The organism is Bradyrhizobium sp. MI1.7 (assembly GCF_055811795.1).
The window spans coordinates 73,543-88,709 of sequence record NZ_JBVVPO010000039.1; the positions used below are offsets into that span (position 1 = coordinate 73,543).

Annotated in this window: 13 protein-coding genes; 8 read left to right on the top strand and 5 right to left on the bottom strand. The window is 65.4% G+C overall.

Translation table 11 applies throughout. From position 1 onward, the window contains the following. Positions 1-150: 150 nt before the first annotated feature. Positions 151-2,166, bottom strand: a complete 2,016-nt coding sequence (locus tag AC0L3X_RS29600; RefSeq protein ID WP_354131465.1) for an acetyl/propionyl/methylcrotonyl-CoA carboxylase subunit alpha — start codon at positions 2,164-2,166, stop codon at positions 151-153. 176 nt (positions 2,167-2,342) lie between these two features. Beyond that, positions 2,343-3,413: a zinc-binding metallopeptidase family protein gene (locus tag AC0L3X_RS29605; RefSeq protein WP_354113680.1), complete on the bottom strand. Its 1,071-nt coding sequence runs from the start codon at positions 3,411-3,413 to the stop codon at positions 2,343-2,345. A gap of 214 nt (positions 3,414-3,627) precedes the next feature. On the opposite strand from AC0L3X_RS29605, the gene AC0L3X_RS29610 reads away from it, so the two are divergent. From AC0L3X_RS29610 to AC0L3X_RS29630, 5 genes are all read left to right on the top strand, one after another. Continuing rightward, positions 3,628-6,105 (top strand): hybrid sensor histidine kinase/response regulator, encoded by a 2,478-nt coding sequence (locus AC0L3X_RS29610; protein WP_354113681.1) that lies wholly within the window; start codon positions 3,628-3,630, stop codon positions 6,103-6,105. 10 nt (positions 6,106-6,115) lie between these two features. Then, positions 6,116-6,556, top strand: coding sequence for an EamA family transporter (locus AC0L3X_RS29615; RefSeq protein ID WP_208087381.1), 441 nt, complete (start codon positions 6,116-6,118; stop codon positions 6,554-6,556). Between the two features lie 68 nt (positions 6,557-6,624). Continuing rightward, complete coding sequence (locus AC0L3X_RS29620; RefSeq protein ID WP_354113682.1) at positions 6,625-7,911, top strand: MFS transporter; 1,287 nt, start codon at positions 6,625-6,627, stop codon at positions 7,909-7,911. A 25-nt stretch (positions 7,912-7,936) separates the two neighbouring features. Further along, positions 7,937-9,187: an arsenic transporter gene (locus AC0L3X_RS29625; protein ID WP_354113683.1), complete on the top strand. Its 1,251-nt coding sequence runs from the start codon at positions 7,937-7,939 to the stop codon at positions 9,185-9,187. A gap of 97 nt (positions 9,188-9,284) precedes the next feature. Further along, entirely contained in the window at positions 9,285-9,518 is a 234-nt protein-coding gene (locus tag AC0L3X_RS29630) for a hypothetical protein (protein WP_473317051.1), read from the top strand. Between the two features lie 46 nt (positions 9,519-9,564). Here AC0L3X_RS29630 and AC0L3X_RS29635 read toward each other — a convergent pair whose 3' ends face one another. Together AC0L3X_RS29635 and AC0L3X_RS29640 are read right to left on the bottom strand one after the other, a co-directional pair. Continuing rightward, positions 9,565-10,929: an MFS transporter gene (locus AC0L3X_RS29635; protein WP_071912958.1), complete on the bottom strand. Its 1,365-nt coding sequence runs from the start codon at positions 10,927-10,929 to the stop codon at positions 9,565-9,567. A 24-nt stretch (positions 10,930-10,953) separates the two neighbouring features. Then, the gene (locus AC0L3X_RS29640) at positions 10,954-11,721 is read right to left on the bottom strand and encodes a GntR family transcriptional regulator (RefSeq protein WP_283016806.1); all 768 of its coding nucleotides are present in this window, start codon (positions 11,719-11,721) and stop codon (positions 10,954-10,956) included. 174 nt (positions 11,722-11,895) lie between these two features. Between AC0L3X_RS29640 and AC0L3X_RS29645 the strand changes: the two genes are divergently transcribed. From AC0L3X_RS29645 to AC0L3X_RS29655, 3 genes are read left to right on the top strand one after another with little or no spacing between them, the layout of a single operon-like run. Beyond that, positions 11,896-13,095 carry a mandelate racemase/muconate lactonizing enzyme family protein gene (locus AC0L3X_RS29645; protein ID WP_167768060.1) on the top strand — a complete coding sequence of 400 codons (1,200 nt, stop codon included), beginning with the start codon at positions 11,896-11,898 and terminating at the stop codon, positions 13,093-13,095. A gap of 12 nt (positions 13,096-13,107) precedes the next feature. Further along, on the top strand, positions 13,108-13,875 hold the full coding sequence (locus tag AC0L3X_RS29650) for an SDR family oxidoreductase (RefSeq protein ID WP_063982668.1): 768 nt from the start codon (positions 13,108-13,110) through the stop codon (positions 13,873-13,875). A gap of 25 nt (positions 13,876-13,900) precedes the next feature. Then, positions 13,901-14,932 carry an L-idonate 5-dehydrogenase gene (locus AC0L3X_RS29655; protein WP_283016807.1) on the top strand — a complete coding sequence of 344 codons (1,032 nt, stop codon included), beginning with the start codon at positions 13,901-13,903 and terminating at the stop codon, positions 14,930-14,932. Positions 14,933-14,946: 14 nt separating this feature from the next. Here AC0L3X_RS29655 and AC0L3X_RS29660 read toward each other — a convergent pair. Then, on the bottom strand, positions 14,947-15,167 hold a 221-nt coding region (locus tag AC0L3X_RS29660; RefSeq protein ID WP_473317053.1), incomplete at its 5' end, for a DUF2380 domain-containing protein.

Genomic DNA, 15,167 nt, shown 5'->3' on the forward strand with positions numbered 1-15,167 from the left:
TCACACTTTTGCCCCCCCCCCCCCAAAATCCCCGCCATTGGCCCCCCCCGCCACCAAACCAATATTCTTCCCCACCAGCCCGGCCGGTTTGCTTCGCTGCGCTCGCAATGACGGTGTTGGTGGGGCCAGTGAGGGCCCCACTCACTTGCTTTACGCAAACTCCAGAATCAGCGCGTCCACCGCGAGCGTCGCGCCCGCGCTGGCGTGGATCTTCTTCACCGTGCCGTCCTGCTCGGCGCGGAGCACATTCTGCATCTTCATGGCTTCGATCACCGCGAGCGTCTCGCCGGCCTTGATCTCCTGCCCTTCGGTCACCGCGATCGAGACCACAAGGCCCGGCATCGGGCAGAGCAGCTTCTTGCCGCTGTCGGAGGCCGTGGTCACCGGCATCAGCCGTGCCGAGGCTGCTTCCGCCTCGGTCCAGACATAGACCGGCACCTCGACGCCCTGGTGCGCAAGGCGGATGCCGTTGGCGATCGGGCGCGCCTGCACCGCGACGAAATGGCCGTCGATGGTGCCCTGCCAGACCGGATCGCCCGGCTTCCACGGCGACTGCAGCAGATGCGCGTTGCCGGCCTTGCCTTCGGCATCGACGAACCGGATCGCGATCGCCTCGCCCTCGCGTCCGACCTCGAGCAGAATCTCCTGGCGGTCGAGCCAGACCGCGCGGCGACGCTCGCGCTGCACGACGCGGCCGCCCATCTGGCCCGAGATCTGCCGCTTGCGCTCGCCGAGCACGTGGTCGATGGCGGCGCCGACCGCCGCGATCCGCCGCGCGACCTCGCCTTCGGGCACGCGCACGGCAAAGCCCTTGGGGAATTCCTCGGCGATGAAACCGGTCGAGAGCCGTCCCTCACGCCAGCGCGGATGGTGCATCAGCGCCGACAGGAACGGGATGTTGTGCCTGATACCCTCGACATAGAACGAATCCAGCGCGGTGGCCTGCGCCTCGATCGCGGCCGCGCGCGACGGCGCATGCGTGACGAGCTTGGCGATCATCGGATCGTAATAGATCGAGATCTCGCCGCCCTCCTGCACGCCGGTGTCGTTGCGCACGGTGATGCCGTCCTGGCTGGCTTCGGCCGGCGGCCGATACTTCACGAGGCGCCCGATCGAGGGCAGGAAGTTACGGAACGGGTCCTCGGCGTAGAGGCGGGATTCCACCGCCCAGCCGGTGAGCGTAACGTCCTTCTGGGTGATCGCGAGCTTCTCGCCGGCGGCGACGCGGAGCATCTGCTCGACGAGGTCGATGCCGGTGACGAGCTCGGTGACGGGATGCTCGACCTGAAGGCGCGTGTTCATCTCCAGGAAGAAAAAGCTCTTGTCCTGCCCTGCGACGAATTCGACGGTGCCGGCGGAGTCGTAATTCACCGCCTTGGCCAGCGCGACGGCCTGCTCGCCCATCCTGCGGCGGGTGGCCTCATCGAGCAGCGGCGACGGCGCCTCCTCGATGACCTTCTGGTTGCGGCGCTGGATCGAGCATTCGCGCTCGCCGAGATAGATGACGTTGCCGTGCTTGTCGCCCAGTACCTGGATCTCGATGTGGCGGGGATCGACGATGAACTTTTCGACGAAGACGCGGTCGTCGCCGAACGAGGCTTTCGCCTCGGCCTTGGCAAGGTTGAAGCCCTCGGCAACCTCGCTCTTCGAATGCGCGATGCGCATGCCCTTGCCGCCACCGCCGGCGGAGGCCTTGATCATCACGGGATAGCCGATCTCGTCGGCGATCTTCACCGCGTGCTTGTCGTCCTCGATGACGCCGAGATAGCCCGGCACGGTCGAGACCTTGGCCTTCGCGGCGGCTTTCTTGGATTCGATCTTGTCGCCCATCGCCGCGATCGCGCCCGGGTTCGGGCCGATGAAGACGATGCCGGCGGCCTCCAGCGCGCGCGGAAACGCCTCGCGCTCGGACAGGAAGCCGTAGCCGGGATGCACGGCCTCGGCGCCCGTCTTGCGGCAGGCCTCCACGATCTTCTCGATCACCAGATAGCTCTCGGCGGCTGCGGGCGGGCCGATCAGAACGGCCTCGTCGGCCATCTCGACATGGAGGGCATCGCGGTCGGCCTCGGAATAGACCGCAACCGTCTGAATTCCCATGCGGCGAGCGGTCTTGATGACCCGGCAGGCGATTTCGCCGCGATTGGCGATCAGGATGCGTTTGAACATGCTTTTCTTGAGTCTCGACCTTGGGCGGGACCCTTCCCTGGCCGTTGGGGCCTATCGGATGGGCCGTTGTGGCTCCCGTGGTACATCAAAATCAGCCGGAGGCAACGGTCTAAATCCGCGGCCCTCTGGCGTACCAGCGCAAGACCGAAATCGGCCCGGTGAGCCCATGAGCGGACCTACGGCTTCGCGGCCTTGGCCACGTCCCTGACCAAGTCGTGAATGAAGCCCAGCTTGCCGACCACCGCCGGCGACAGGATGAACGGATAGAGATCGCGCAGCCCCATGGCGCGGTTGACGCTGTTGATGGCGAAGGTGAAGGGCAGCCATGCATTGACGAGCGCCTCGACGTCCCTCGTCTCATAGGGGTTGAAACGGATGCGCGCCGTCAACTCCCCGTCGCGATCGACCCGGGGGCGTACCTCCATGCCGAACTCCGAGGCCATCTCCAGGGTATCGACGATGTGGAGGTAGTGCGCCCAGGTCTCGGCGAAATCCTCCCAGGGATGCGTGGTGGCGTAGGCCGAGACGTAGGTCTGCTGCCAGTCCGGCGGCGCGCCTTCGGCATAATGGAGCTGCAAGGCCTGGCCGTAATCGGCGGAATCGTCGCCGAACACGGCGCGGCATTGCTCCAGCCTGCCGCCCTCGCGCACCAGCACCTCCCAGAAATAGTGGCCGACCTCGTGGCGGAAATGCCCGAGCAGCGTGCGGTAGGGCTCGCCCATCTCGAGCCTGCGCCGCTCGCGCTCGATCTCGTCGGTCTCGGTCAGCGCGATCGTGATCAGGCCGTTATCGTGGCCGGTCATGATCTTCTGCCCGCTGTTCGGATCGTCGGCGAGGAAATTGAAGATCAGCCCATGTTCGGGATTTTCCTGCCGCGTCTGGAGCGGCAGCTTCCAGCGGATCAGGGAATAGAACAGCCGGTGTTTCGCCACCTCCAACTCGCGCCAGCCGGCGAGCTGAACCGGATCGGACAGATCGGGCACGATGCCGTTGTGGCGGCAGGCGCGGCAATAGCCGGTGGTGTCGCCCGCATCCGTCAGCCAGTTGCACGCGTCGTATTCGGCGTTACGGCAGAGCATCCGCCCCTTGCCCTTGTCGGCGAGCGTCATCCAGGCCTCGCCGTCCGGCTCGATCGCCGACATCGTCTCCTTCTCCGGCAGGAACGCGACGCGGTGGCCGCAGCGTTCGCAGGCGCGGTTCTCGAAATAGAGGACGTTGCCGCAGTCCTGGCAGACAAAGAGCTTCAAGATTTAGCCTCTTCGGGAAGAGAGTTTTATGATTAAGAGTTGCGACGCCTCGCAAATACGCGCGCGGGGGGCTCATCGTTCCAACATTCGGGAACAAATAGCCAGACCGGGCGTTCGTTCATACCCGCCCCTGCGATCGGTGGCGCCTTTCCGTCCTTATCCCCTTTTGAGTAATGGCTATCACGCTTTGTCTGTGGGAATATCGGCCCGGCACGTGCGCTCTTGCATCACAACGGCCGACACCTTGAACGATCCCTTGCCCGATACCACCGCCGCCGAAAGGCTGCGCCAGCACCTCGAAGAGATCGCGCGCGAGCGCGACGACGCCTATCACGCGCTCCAGGAGCGCGAGGCAGAGTTGGCGCGTATCCAGCGCATCGGCAAGGTCGGCGGCCTCGAGGTCGACTTCCGCGAAGGCTTCAAGAACCGCCGCTCGCCGGAATATCTGATGCTCCACGGGCTGCCGGCGGATGCCACCGACGAGTCGCATGAGGATTGGGTCAACCGCATCCATCCCGAGGATCGCGACGCCGCGGTCAAGCACTTCCTCGATGCGCTGGCCGGGACGAACGAAGACTACACCGCCGAATACCGCATCATCCGCCCCAACGACGGCGAGACCCGCTGGATCCGCGTCGTCGCCAAGTTCGAGCGCGACAGTGACGGCCGCGCCATTCGCCTCGTCGGCGCCCATATCGACATCACCGCCCAGGCACTCGCGCGCGAGACGCTGCGCGAGAGCGAGGAGCGCTTCCGGCTGATCGCCGACAGCGCGCCGGTGCCGATCTGGGTCACGAAGCTCGACCGCACGCGCTCCTTCGCCAACCAGGCCTATGTCGACTTCATCGGCCTGCCCTACGACCAGGCCATCGATTTCGACTGGCGCAAGATATTGCATCCGGACGACCTGCCGCATGTGCTGCAGCAATCCGTCCAGGGCGAAGCGTCGCTGAAGCCGTTCGTGCTGGAAGCGCGCTACAAGAACGCCAGCGGTGAATGGCGGTGGCTGCGCTCGGAATCGCAGCCGCGCTGGGACCCGACCGGCAAGCACATCGGCTTCATCGGCGTCGCCCACGACATCACCGCCGCCAAGCAGGCCGAGATCGAGCTGAGGCGACTCAACGAGACGCTGGAGGAGCGCATCACCGAGCGCACCGCCGAGCTCGAATCCAACGAGGCGCGGCTGCGCGCGATCCTGGAGACAAGCAACCAGTATCAGGGGCTGGTCAATCTCAGGGGCGAGCTGCTCTACGCGAACCGGACTGCGCTCGATGGCATTCGCGTGGAGGCCCGCGACGTCATCGGCAAACCGTTCTGGGACACGCCCTGGTTCAACCAGACCCAGGGCATGAGCGCCGTCGTGCGCGAGGCCTTCGACACCGTGCTCAGAGGCGAAGCGGTGCGGCTGGAGATGCGCCTGCGCCTGCCCATCGGAGAGCGCGATTTCGACTTCGGCATGCGTCCCGTGCTCGACCGCCACGGCAACATCACCGGTGCGGTGCCCGAGGCCGTCGACATCACCGAGCGCCGCCGCGGCGAGGAAGCGCTGCGGCAGTCGCAGAAGATGGAGGCGATCGGCCAGCTCACCGGCGGCGTCGCCCACGACTTCAACAATCTCCTCACCATCATCCGCTCCGCGACCGACTTCCTGCGCCGCCGCGAACTGCCGGAAGAACGCCGCCGCCGCTATGTCGACGCCATCTCCGACACCGTGGAGCGCGCCTCCAAGCTCACCGCGCAGCTTTTGGCCTTTGCGCGCAGGCAGCCGCTGAAGCCGCAGATCTTCAACGTCGGCAGCCAGGTCGAGGCCGTGGCGCAACTGGTCCGGCCACTGGTCGGCGGCCGCATCGCGATCGCCGTCGAGGTGAACGATGCCGACTGCTTCACGGTGGCCGACATCGCGCAGTTCGAGACCGCGCTGATCAACCTCGCCATCAACGCCCGCGACGCCATGGATGGCGAAGGCCGACTCACCATCGCCGTGCGCAAGGTCGCGGGCATCCCGAGCCTGCGTGCGCAGTCGGCGCGCGGCGGCGACTATGTCGCGATCTCGGTCGCGGACACCGGCAGCGGCATCGCCCCTGAAAACATCGACGCCATCTTCGAGCCGTTCTTCACCACCAAGGAGGTCGGCAAGGGCACCGGCCTCGGCCTCAGCCAGGCCTTCGGCTTCGCAAAGCAGTCCGAGGGCGACATCGCAGTGACGAGCACGCACGGCGAAGGTGCGACCTTCACCATCTACCTGCCGCAGGCGCACAGTCCCGCCGCGGAGAAGGACGCTGCGGCACTGACCAGCGAGGCCGCCACCACCGGGCGCGGCTATCGCGTGCTCGTGGTCGAGGACAATGACGACGTCGGCCAGTTCTCGACCGAGCTGCTGGAAGATCTCGGCTATGTCGTCCGCCGGGTCGCCAACGCCAATGCGGCGCTCGGCATTCTCGGCGAGAACGAATTCGCCGTCGACCTCGTCTTCTCCGACGTCATCATGCCCGGCATGAACGGCGTCGAGCTCGCCGGCGTCATCCGCGAGCGCTATCCGGGCCTGCCCGTCGTGCTCACCAGCGGCTACAGCAACGTCCTCGCCGAGAACGCGCATCGCGGGTTCGAGTTGATCCAGAAGCCGTACTCCGTGGAATCGCTGTCGCGTATCCTGCGCAAGGCGATCACCGAAAAGTTGGCGGCGGCAAGGTGAGAGATAACCGATGAAACCCGCCCTCCTCTCGGCCTGGCAGACCTGGGCGCTGCTCTCGGCCTGCTTTGCGGCACTCACCGCGATCTTCGCCAAGGTCGGCGTCGAGAACATCAATCCGGATCTGGCGACGTTCATCCGCACCATCGTGGTGCTGCTCGCCTTCTCGGTGCTGCTGTTCTTCACCGGCCAGTTCGCGGTGCCGTCGGCGGTCTCGTCGAAGACCTGGCTGTTCCTGGTGTTGTCCGGGCTTGCGACCGGCGCGTCCTGGCTGTGCTATTTCCGTGCGCTGAAGCTTGGCCCGGCGACGCTGGTGGCGCCGATCGACAAGCTCAGCGTCGTGCTGGTGGCTCTTTTCGCCTTCACCTTTCTCGGCGAGCGTCCGACCCCACAGGGCTGGCTCGGCATCGCCATGATCGGCGCCGGTGCGGTGCTGCTGGCCGTGAAGTTTTGAAGAGTGGAACAAAGGTGGCGTGAGATCGGTTTCTGGCCGGTCGCTTCCCAGCCTCGATCGAGAGACCGATGTCGAGCCAGGCCTCCCATCACCCCACCGACCAGACGAGACGCGCCGGCCGCGCTCTGGATGCGGCCAATTTCTTCCTCGCCGACGTCCGCGACGGGCTTGGGCCCTATCTCGCCGTCTATCTCCTCACCGAGCAGCACTGGGACGAGGCGCGCATCGGCCTCGTCATGTCGATCGCGACCATTGCCGGCATCGTGGCGCAGACGCCGGCCGGCGCACTGGTCGATGCGACGCGGGCGAAGCGGCTGGCGATGGTCATCGCCGCCATCATGGTGACGCTGGCGTCACTGTCGCTGCCGCTGTTTCCCAGCTTCCTGCCGGTCGCGGTCTCGCAAGGCATCGCGCAGGCCGCGGCAGTGATCTTTCCGCCGGCGATCGCCGCCGTCTCGCTGGGCATCTTCGGTCATGCCGCCTTCACCCGGCGGATCGGCCGCAACGAGACCTTTAATCACGCCGGCAATGCGGTCGCGGCCGGGCTCGCGGGGCTCAGCGCTTATTGGTTCGGTCCGACCGTGGTGTTCTACCTTCTCGCTGCCATGGCGGTCGCAAGCCTCGTGAGCATTCTCGCAATCCCCGCCCGCGCCATCGACCACGACCTCGCGCGCGGGCTGCACGACGCCGATACCGGTGACCGGCCGGAACAGCCCTCAGGTCTCGCGGTGCTCCTGACCTGTCGCCCCCTCCTCGTCTTCGCGGTCTGCGTCGTGCTGTTTCATCTGTCCAACGCGGCCATGCTGCCGCTGGTCGGGCAGAAACTCGCGCTGCAGGACAAGAACATGGGCACCAGCCTGATGTCGGCCTGCATCGTCGCAGCTCAAGTTGTCATGGTGCCGTTCGCGATGCTGGTCGGTGCGAAGGCCGACCGATGGGGCCACAAGCGCTTCTTCCTCGCCGCATTGTTGATCCTGCCCATTCGCGGCGCGCTCTATACGCTCTCCGACAATCCGTTCTGGCTGGTCGGCGTGCAGCTTCTGGACGGTGTCGGCGCCGGCATCTTTGGCGCGATCTTTCCCGTCATCGTCGCCGACCTCATGCGCAACACCGGCCGCTTCAACGTCGCGCAAGGCGCCGTCATCACCGCCCAGAGCATCGGCGCGGCGCTGTCGACGACGCTTGCGGGCCTCGTCGTGGTCGGCGCCGGCTACAGCGCGGCGTTCATCACGCTTGGCGCGGTCGCCGCGATCGGCGCCGTCGTCTGCCTCCTCGCCTTGCCCGAGACCCGGCGTGGCACCTTGCAGGCACAGGGGAAGACAGCGGCTCCAGCATCGGTTATCGCTGCCGAATGAACCGACCCAACCTCAAGGACTGAACGTGCCGTCTGACGCCATCTGGGCCTGGAGCATCATCGTCGCCGCGACCGCAGGCGTCATCATCCGGCCTTTTCGCCTGCCCGAGGCGATCTGGGCCGTGATCGGCGCCGGCGCCCTGGTGCTGCTCGGCCTCCTGCCGTGGCAGGACGCGCTCACGGGCATCGAGAAAGGCGTCGACGTCTATCTCTTCCTGATCGGCATGATGCTGATCGCCGAGCTTGCCCGGCTCGAAGGCCTGTTCGACTATCTCGCAGCGCTCGCCGTCGAATATGCAGCCGGCTCGCCGCAGCGGCTGTTTCTGCTGATCTATCTCGTCGGCACGGTCGTCACCGTGCTGCTCTCCAACGACGCCACCGCGATCGTGCTGACACCCGCCGTCTACGCCGCGACGCGCGCGGCCGGCGCCAAGCCGCTGCCCTATCTCTTCGTCTGCGCCTTCATCGCGAACGCCGCAAGCTTCGTGCTGCCGATATCGAACCCCGCCAATCTCGTGGTGTTCGGCTCGCGCATGCCGCATCTGACCGAATGGCTGCGTCAGTTCGCCCTGCCCTCGCTCGCCTCGATCGTGCTGACCTTTGTCGTACTGCGCATCACCCAGCATCGCGCGCTGAAACAGGAGATCATCGAGCGCCGCGTGCCGCACAAGGTGCTCAGCCGTGGCGGCAAGCTGACCGCGATCGGCATTGCTGCGATCGGCGTGGTGCTGATCACGGCCTCCGCGCTCGACAAGCAGCTTGGCCTGCCGACCTTCATCTGCGGCGCCGTGACGACCGGCCTCGTCCTGCTGCTCAGCCGTCAGTCGCCCATGCCGGTACTGAAGCACGTGTCCTGGAGCGTGCTGCCGCTGGTCGGCGGGCTTTTTGTGATGGTGGAAGCACTGGTGAAGACTGGCGTGATCGGCCATCTCAGCGCACTTCTGCACGAGGCCGTCGCGCAGTCCGTACCCGGGGCCGGCTGGAGCGTTGGGATCGCCACCGCCATCGCCACCAATATTGCCAATAACCTGCCGGTCGGCCTCGTCGCCGGGTCGATCGTGGCCGCCGATCACCTGCCCACCTCGGTCGTCAGCGCCATCCTGATCGGCGTCGACCTGGGACCGAATTTCTCGATCACCGGTTCGCTCGCGACCATCCTGTGGCTGGTTGCGCTTCGCCGCGAAAAAATCGAGGTCGGCGCCTGGCCGTTCCTCAAGCTGGGCCTGCTGGTGACGCCCCCCGCCTTGATCGCAGCGCTTGCGGCTGCGATCTGGTAATCGCGCGCAATTTGCGGCGCATCAATGTCGCCGCCAAAGCCGGACCTATGCTTCTTCGCGTCGCGCAGTCTCATACGGCGCGGCACGGAGGTCCATCATGCAGATTCAGTCAAAGGCATTGCCGCAGAGTTTTTCCCTGCGTCGGTCGTTTCGGAGCTTCACCGCGCCGGAACAAGGAGGCGGGACATTCCACCCCCTGCTCGTCGTCTCGGTCGTGGTGCTGCTGACCCTGTTCGCGATCGTGGAGATCGACCTCCACAGCGCCCAGCTTCAGGCGATCGGCCTGCTCGGCCATGGGTCCGGGATCAATCCCGTCTCCCTGAGCCCGTAGCGGGAAAAGCCCGATCGCGGCCACAAGGCCGCGACCGGGCAACGCGTTAGTCGTTCTCGTAGCCGTAGACTTCCGGCAGGATGAAGATTGCGGCGAGCAATCCGATCAGCGGGAAGATCGCGACCATCAGCGTGGCATTCGCCTGGCCGATCGCGGCGAACACCGTCGGGAACAGGAAGATCGCCAGGAACGACGGCAACTTCACGAACATGTAGGCGAAGCCGCTGGCCGTGCCGCGATACTTGGGCTTCGCAACCATGGTCGGGATCGTCATGCAGTTCGACGCGTCCCAATAATGGCCCCACAACATGGCGGCCGCTGCGAACGGCAGCAGGATCTTGTTGTCGGTGTAGAGCGCGAAGGCAGCGACCAGCAGCGAAGCCAGCACGATGCTGAAGCCGGCGATCGAGATGCCGCGGTGGCCGATCTTCGGCGTCAGCAGCGGACCGACCCAGCCGGACAGGGCCGCGAAGGAGAAGAGCGCCATCGTCACCAGGTTGATGCCGAGCACGCTCGACACGCCGACCATCACGAACAGCACCGGCAGATAGAATGCGAAGGTCGAGAACTCGCTGCCTTGCGCGAAACAGGCGATCCAGCCGTAGATCGTGGCGCGCCAGCGGATCGGGTCCTTCCTGAGGTCGGCGATGAAGGCACGTGTGCTGACCTTCGGCACCTTCACGTCCTGGTCCGGCAACATGTCGAGATTGTCGTTGAACATCTCGCGCGCGACCTTCTTGGCCTCGCGGTAACGTCCCTTCTGCACCAGCCACACCGCCGTCTCCGGCACGTCGTGACGCATGATCAGGATGATCAGCGCCGGCACCGCGCCGAGACCGAGCGTCACGCGCCACAGCATCTCGTGCTGCATGTCGATCAGCAGGAAGATCACGATGACACCGATGGTGAGAACTTCACCGACGGCGAACATGAATTGCCAGCGATTGCCCATGACCTCGCGCTCACCCTTGGCCATGGATTCCATGATGTAGGTGTAGCCGGTCGAAATATCCGAGCCGAGCGGAATGCCGAGCAGGAAGCGGATCACGATGAGCCAGGTCACGTTCGGCACGAAGGCCTGCGCCAGCGCGAGCACGATGAACAGCACCATCGTCACCAGGAACATGACGCGGCGGCCGATCTTGTCGGAGAGCCAGCCGCCGAGCAGCGCGCCGATCAAGGCGCCGCCCTGCGTGCCGGCTGCAGCGAGACCGAGCATCAGCGGATCGGGATTGTACTGCTCCTTGATGAAGATCAGCACGAAGGCGATCGAATAGAGATCCCAGGCTTCGACCAGGATCGAGGCCATCATCAGCCAGCCGACCTTGTTGCCCTTGGGACTGTAGTTCGTGATGAGGTAGCGGACCGCGGCTTCGCTCGCGGTCGGTTGTGGCATGGCCATTGTCTGCATGTTTGGTCCTCTCTTCAAAACTCTCTACGCGCCGAGCAGCGGCTCGATACTGCAATCGAGCAGGCGCGGATCGATCCCCGCCTCCATGCCCGTGAACATGTGGTCCATGTAGTCGATCAACGCATCGCTCGCCTTCACGGCGTCCTCGACATGGCGGCCGGCGACCGCAACGAGAATGGCGAGGTGGCGATCGATCGTGCCCGACAGTTCGGCCTGTCCCGGCATGAAGCGATGGTGGATGTAGCCGATGCGGCGGTACAGCGTGTGCAACGGCCGCAGCGTGTGCACCAGGAAGGGCTCGCCGGCGGCTTCCAGCACCAGCGCGTCGATGCGGCGATCGATGCTGTTGAATTCGTCGAGGGTCAGGGTGGCGCGGCGTTCGCGCAGCAGACGCTCGATGTGCAGCGCCTGATTGCGATGCGACAGGCTGGCGCGATCGGCCGCGAGCCGCACGACAAAGCGCTCCATGTCGCGGCGCAAGGCCAGCAGCATCCGCTCGCGCGCAAGATCGATCGGCGCGATGTGCAGGCCGTGGCGCGGACGGATGATGATGAGCGTGTCGGCGGAGAGACGATTGACGGCGTGATGCACTGGTGTGCGCCCGAACCCGGTGATGTGCTGCAATTCCAGCATCGTCATGAATTGTCCGGGCTTAAGCTCGCAGTGGACGAGCAGCTCTTCGATCCTCTGGTAAGCCAGCTCGAAGAAGTTGAGCCGGTTGCGCCGGGAGGGCTTGCCCTCGCCGTCGTCCTCGTTTCTCACCACCTCGAGCGCGCGCTTGCGCCGTGCCATGTCGTCCTCCTGTCAACCGCGCTCTCATTGCTGGGTGGCGCCTTAGTTGTGGGACCCTTAAAACATGTTGTGATATATTACAAGCAGGCGTAAGACGTTCGCGCGACCTGCAACATGTTGCAGTGCGAAATGAGACGTCAGGCGCGAGGCGTCTGTGATGGGAGGATTGTTGCCGTGAAGATCACGTCAATCGAGACGCTGCGCACCGAGGAATTTTCCAACGTCATCTGGGTGCGCGTTCACACCGACACGGGCATGATCGGTCTCGGCGAAACCTTCTATGGCGCGGGCGCGGTCGAAGCGCAGATCCACGACACCTTTGCCGGCCGCCTGCTCGGCCGCAATCCGCTGCACATCGAGGCGATCCACCGCGACATGCTGAACCTGCCGATGGCGCAATCCTCGACCGGCGTCGAATACCGCGCGGCGTCCGCAATCGACATCGCGCTATGGGATTTGTTCGGCAAGGTCTGCAATCAGCCTGTGCACCAGATGCTCGGCGGCCTCTGCCGCGACAAGCAGCGCATCTACAACACCTGCGCCGGCACTCAATATGTCCGCTCCACCAATATCAGCCCCGTCGCCAACTGGAATCTCGGCGCCTCCAAAGGCCCCTACGAAGACCTCGACGGCTTCATGCACCACGCCGACGCGCTGGCCGAAAGCCTGCTGGAGAGCGGCATCTCCGCGATGAAGATCTGGCCGTTCGACCCGGCGGCACAGGAGAACAAGGGGCTCTACATCACCGCAGCCCAGATGAAGCGGGCGATCGAACCGTTCGAGAAGATCCGCAAGGCCGTCGGCGACAAGATGGAGATCATGGTCGAGCTCCACTCGCTCTGGAACCTGCCGACCGCCAAGCAGATCGCGCGCGCGCTCGAGCCCTACAAGCCGACCTGGTACGAAGACCCGATCCGGATGAACTCGCCGCAGGCGCTGGCCGAATATGCCCGCTCGACCGACGTCTGGGTCTGCGCCAGCGAGACGCTGGGCTCGCGCTTTCCCTACAAGGACATGCTCGACCGCGACGCCATGCATGTGGTGATGGCGGATCTGTGCTGGACCGGTGGCTTGACCGAAGGCCGCAAGATCGCGGCGATGGCCGAGACCTATCACCGCCCGTTTGCGCCGCATGACTGCATCGGCCCGATCGGCTTCATCGCCGCCATCCACATGTCGTTCAGCCAGCCCAACACGCTGATCCAGGAATCGGTACGCGCCTTCTACAGGGGCTGGTACAATGAGCTCGTCACCACGATGCCGACGATCAAGGACGGCTTTGTCTATCCGATGGAAGGACCCGGCCTCGGCGTCGACCTTCTGCCCGCCGTATTCGACCGCTCCGATCTGACCGTGCGTCGCTCCAACGTCTGAGGATTTCTTGAGATGAGCACCGCCCTCTTCGACCTTTCCGGTCGCACCGCGCTCGTGACCGGCTCCTCCCGCGGGCTCGGCCGCGCCATTGCCGAGGGCATGGCCAAGGCCGGCGCCAAGATCATCATCAACGGCGTCGACCCCAAGCGCGTCGAGCAGGCCGTCGCCGAGTTTCGCGCCGCCGGTCATCAGGCCGAGGGCGCCGCGTTCAACGTCACCGATGAGCCCGCGATCGTCGCGGCCTTCGAGCGCTTCGACCGCGAAGGGCTCGCGGTCGACATTCTCGTGAACAATGCCGGCATCCAGCACCGCAAGCCGCTGGTCGAGTTCACCACCGACGAATGGCGCAAGGTGATCGAGACTGACCTCACCAGCGCCTTCGTGATCGGCCGCGAGGCCGGCAAGCGCATGATCCCGCGCAAGCACGGCAAGATCATCAATATCGGCTCGCTCGGCAGCGAGCTCGCGCGTCCCACCATCGCGCCCTACACCGCGGCCAAGGGCGGCATCAAGAACCTGACCCGCTCGATGGCGGTGGAATGGGCCCAGCACGGCATCCAGGCCAATGCGATCGGCCCCGGCTACATGCTGACCGACATGAACGAGGCGCTGGTCAACAACACCGACTTCAACAACTGGCTGATGGGCCGCATCCCCTCCAAGCGCTGGGGCAGGCCGGACGAGCTGGTGGGCGCGGCGATCTTCCTGGCGTCGGACGCTTCGACCTACGTCAACGGACAGATCATCTATGTCGATGGCGGCATGATCGCCGCGATGTAATCGCGAAAGCCAAGGGAACGAGACCATGCGCGCCGTCGTCATCCACGCCCCGAAAGACCTGCGGATCGACAGCTATCCCGATCCAGCCCCCGCCCCGGGCGAAGTCCGCGTCAAGATTGCGAACGGCGGCATCTGCGGCTCCGATCTGCACTACTATCATCACGGCGGTTTCGGCGTCGTGCGCATCCAGCAGCCGATGGCGCTGGGCCATGAGATCGCGGGCGTGGTCGCTGCCGTCGGTGACGGCGTCACCAATGTGAAGCCGGGCGCGCGCGTCGCCGTCAATCCGAGCAGACCGTGCGGCCAGTGCCTGCATTGCCAGGAAGGCATGCGCAACCAGTGCCTCGACATGCGCTTCCTCGGCAGCGCGATGCGTTTTCCCCATGTCCAAGGCGGTTTCCGTGAATTCATCACGGTCGATGCCGCGCAGGCGGTGCCGATCGCGGACAAGCTGACACTGGCGGAAGCTGCGGTGGCCGAGCCGCTCGCGGTGTGCCTGCATGCCGGCAAGCAGGCCGGCCCCCTCCTCGGCAAGCGCGTGCTGATCACGGGTTGCGGGCCGATCGGTGCGCTGATGATCCTGGTCTCGCGCTTCGGCGGCGCGTCCGAGATCGTAGTGACCGATGTCGCCGACGCACCGCTCGCGGTCGCAAGAAAGCTCGGCGCCACCCACGTCATCAATGTCGCGACCGATGCCGCAGCGCTCGATCCCTGGCGCGCCGGCAAGGGCGTGTTCGACACCCTGTTCGAGGCCTCCGGCAACCAGGCCGCGCTTCGCACCGCGCTCGACGTGCTCAGGCCCGGCGCGACGCTGGTGCAGCTCGGTCTCGGCGGCGAGATGACGCTGCCGATCAACTCCATCGTCGCCAAGGAATTGCAGCTCCGCGGCACCTTCCGCTTCGACCCCGAATTCGAGCTCGCGGTGCGGCTGATGGGCGAAGGGCTGATCGACGTGAAACCGCTGATCACGGCCACCATGCCGTTCGAGAACGCGGTCGCCGCGTTCGAACTCGCCAGCGACCGCTCGCAATCGATGAAGGTGCAGCTGACGTTCTAGGGCGAGTATCGCGGTTACTGGCTCCCGATCAGCTTATCGCTGACCAGCCGGACCGCGCCCCGTTTCCACGAATAGTCGGCGCCCATGCGCAAGCCGCTGTCGCCACGTGACAGCACCGCACCGGTCCTGGCATCGCGGACCTGGAAGCCGAGCGTGTATTCGGTGCGGCTGACCCGCCGCACCACGCCGATCAGCGACTGATCCGCGCCGAGCTTTTGCGCGATCGCCGCCTCGC

Bases quoted from the DNA above. Each gene is read 5' to 3' on its own strand.
- AC0L3X_RS29600 (WP_354131465.1), bottom strand. From the start codon at position 2,166: ATGTTCAAACGCATCCTGATCGCCAATCGCGGCGAAATCGCCTGCCGG.
- AC0L3X_RS29635 (WP_071912958.1), bottom strand. From the start codon at position 10,929: ATGCAGACAATGGCCATGCCACAACCGACCGCGAGCGAAGCCGCGGTC.
- AC0L3X_RS29615 (WP_208087381.1), top strand. From the start codon at position 6,116: ATGAAACCCGCCCTCCTCTCGGCCTGGCAGACCTGGGCGCTGCTCTCG.
- AC0L3X_RS29650 (WP_063982668.1), top strand. From the start codon at position 13,108: ATGAGCACCGCCCTCTTCGACCTTTCCGGTCGCACCGCGCTCGTGACC.
- AC0L3X_RS29620 (WP_354113682.1), top strand. From the start codon at position 6,625: ATGTCGAGCCAGGCCTCCCATCACCCCACCGACCAGACGAGACGCGCC.
- AC0L3X_RS29630 (WP_473317051.1), top strand. From the start codon at position 9,285: ATGCAGATTCAGTCAAAGGCATTGCCGCAGAGTTTTTCCCTGCGTCGG.
- AC0L3X_RS29640 (WP_283016806.1), bottom strand. From the start codon at position 11,721: ATGGCACGGCGCAAGCGCGCGCTCGAGGTGGTGAGAAACGAGGACGAC.
- AC0L3X_RS29655 (WP_283016807.1), top strand. From the start codon at position 13,901: ATGCGCGCCGTCGTCATCCACGCCCCGAAAGACCTGCGGATCGACAGC.